3 protein-coding genes are annotated in these 2,284 nt (G+C 58.6%); all 3 read right to left on the reverse strand.

The genetic code is table 11. The features are described 5' to 3' along the window. On the reverse strand, nucleotides 1-86 hold an 86-nt coding region (locus Q8Q83_RS14085; RefSeq protein ID WP_305624717.1), incomplete at its 3' end, for a helix-turn-helix domain-containing protein. A 336-nt stretch (nucleotides 87-422) separates the two neighbouring features. Further along, entirely contained in the window at nucleotides 423-1,676 is a 1,254-nt protein-coding gene (locus Q8Q83_RS14090; RefSeq protein WP_305624714.1) for a ribonucleotide-diphosphate reductase subunit beta, read from the reverse strand. A 381-nt stretch (nucleotides 1,677-2,057) separates the two neighbouring features. Then, nucleotides 2,058-2,284 (reverse strand): hypothetical protein (locus Q8Q83_RS14095; protein ID WP_305624716.1); only part of this gene is annotated, 227 nt, incomplete at its 5' end.

The raw sequence follows: 2,284 nt of genomic DNA on the forward strand, positions 1-2,284 counted from the left end.
CAGGCAATCCTGCGCAGGCTGAAGCCTTGGGCATGACCGATTTGAATGGTGGCGCGCTCTTCAACGCTGAGTTCGGAATAAGACATAGGGGCAGCACCGTACCGGAAAGGTCAGGTGTTGCACTCAGTTTTTGCCGCCGCCCTGTATGAAGTTTCATTGGTGTGAGATGGGGGTCAGTTGTTGATGAGTGAAAAAGCTCTCTCGTCCCTCCTTGCTCGCAGTGGATATCCCACATGGCTATTGTTCGTGCAGCTGAGATTACTTGTTCAGGTTTTGGCTTGAGGTGCCCTCTCCATATTGTCGCTAGTGCCTTATTTTCTATATAAAGACGAAAAGCCCCGCACTAGGCGGGGCTTTTCGTCTTTGTCGCTGCCCCGAACTTCAATTCCAGGTAAAGCGCTAACTAAGTGGTTAGTGAGAAATCAATCCCAGCTCAATGCCCCACCAGTCTGATACTCAATAACCCGCGTCTCGAAGAAGTTCTTCTCCTTCTTCAGGTCCATGATTTCCGACATCCATGGGAACGGGTTAGTGGTACCTGGGTACTCTTCCTTCAAACCAATCTGAGTCAGACGACGGTTGGCGATAAATTTGAGGTAGTCCTCCATCATCGCTGCGTTCATGCCCAGTACGCCGCGCGGCATGGTGTCGCGTGCGTATTCGATTTCCAGCTGAGTGCCCTGGAGAATCATCTGGGTGGCTTCGTCTTTGAGCTGGGCATCCCACAGGTGCGGGTTTTCGATCTTGATCTGGTTGATCACGTCGATGCCGAAGTTCAAGTGCATGGACTCGTCACGCAGGATGTACTGGAACTGCTCGGCGACACCGGTCATCTTGTTGCGGCGACCCATGGAGAGGATCTGGGTGAAGCCGCAATAGAAGAAGATGCCTTCCAGTACGCAGTAGTAGGCGATCAGGTTGCGCAGCAGCTCTTTGTCGGTCTCCACCGTACCGGTGTTGAAGGTCGGGTCGGAGATCGAGCGGGTGTACTTGAGGCCCCAGCTGGCTTTCTTCGCGACCGATGGAATCTCGTGGTACATGTTGAAGATCGCGCCTTCATCCATGCCCAGGGATTCGATGCAGTACTGGTAGGCGTGGGTGTGGATCGCCTCTTCGAAGGTCTGGCGCAGGATGTACTGGCGGCACTCCGGGTTGGTGATCAGGCGGTACACGGCCAGGGCCAGGTTGTTGGCCACCAGGCTGTCGGCGGTGGAGAAGAAGCCGAGGTTGCGCATCACGATGCGGCGCTCGTCGTCGGTCAGGCCGTCGGTGCTCTTCCACAGCGCGATGTCCGCGTTCATGTTCACTTCCTGCGGCATCCAGTGGTTGGCGCAACCATCCAGATACTTCTGCCAGGCCCAGTCGTACTTGAAGGGTACGAGCTGGTTGAGGTCGGCGCGGCAGTTGATCATGCGCTTTTCATCGACCGCGACGCGGGCGGCGGAGCCTTCCAGCTCGGCCAGGCCTTCGGCGATGTCGAGTTGGTCCAGCGAGGCTTTGGCGCGGGCCACGGCTTCGCTGTCGTCGGCGGCCACGGCGCGGGCTTCAACGGCGGCGGCACCGCCAACCTGGTCGAGCTTGTCGATGCTCATGTCTGCCAGTTGTGCGGCAGCACTCTTGTTGGAAACGACGGCGTCGGCGCCGTCTTCCTTGTCGAATTCATCCCAGCTCAGCATGGCTTGGCTCCTGCTTCAGGGCGGTGAAATAACCGGCCTGTATGGATATACAGATAATTTTGATTATGTTCCGTTGCGACCAGTGCGCAAGGGTAAAACGGGTACCGCTGGTCGGGGTAGGGCGGCCCTGTCGGGCCTGTCCTCTACCGCCGTGCCGCGCTCCCTGGGGAGCGCGGCGGGTGTTTGTAGGGGAGGCTGTACCGCTGGCCTCTCCCTAGGTGTCGCTTTAGCTTTTCGCTCGATGTTCGAGCGTGTAGCTGAGCGAGTGAGCGCTAGGCGCCTGGTAGGTTGGAACCCCTGAGCATACGACTGTATGTGATGGGGGCCGACCTACCAGGCAACAACGCGGGCGCCGCTCAGATCCGCGCGCTGCCGAACACCTTACTGGCAGGCTTCGCAGTCGGGTTCATCGATGGCACAGGCTTTCGGGACCGGTGCTGGACCTGCGGCCATTTCCACTTCCGGGGCCTTGGCCGGTGCTGCGCTGAGGCCGTCGTTGCCACCACTGGACACGGCGTTCAGCTTGCCGGTGTTAATGGTGGACTTCTCGGTGCTGGTCGCGGCCAGGGCACGGAGGTAGTAGGTGGTTTTCAGGCCACGGTACCAAG

This window comes from Pseudomonas sp., from assembly GCF_030696055.1.
GTDB lineage: Bacteria > Pseudomonadota > Gammaproteobacteria > Pseudomonadales > Pseudomonadaceae > Aquipseudomonas.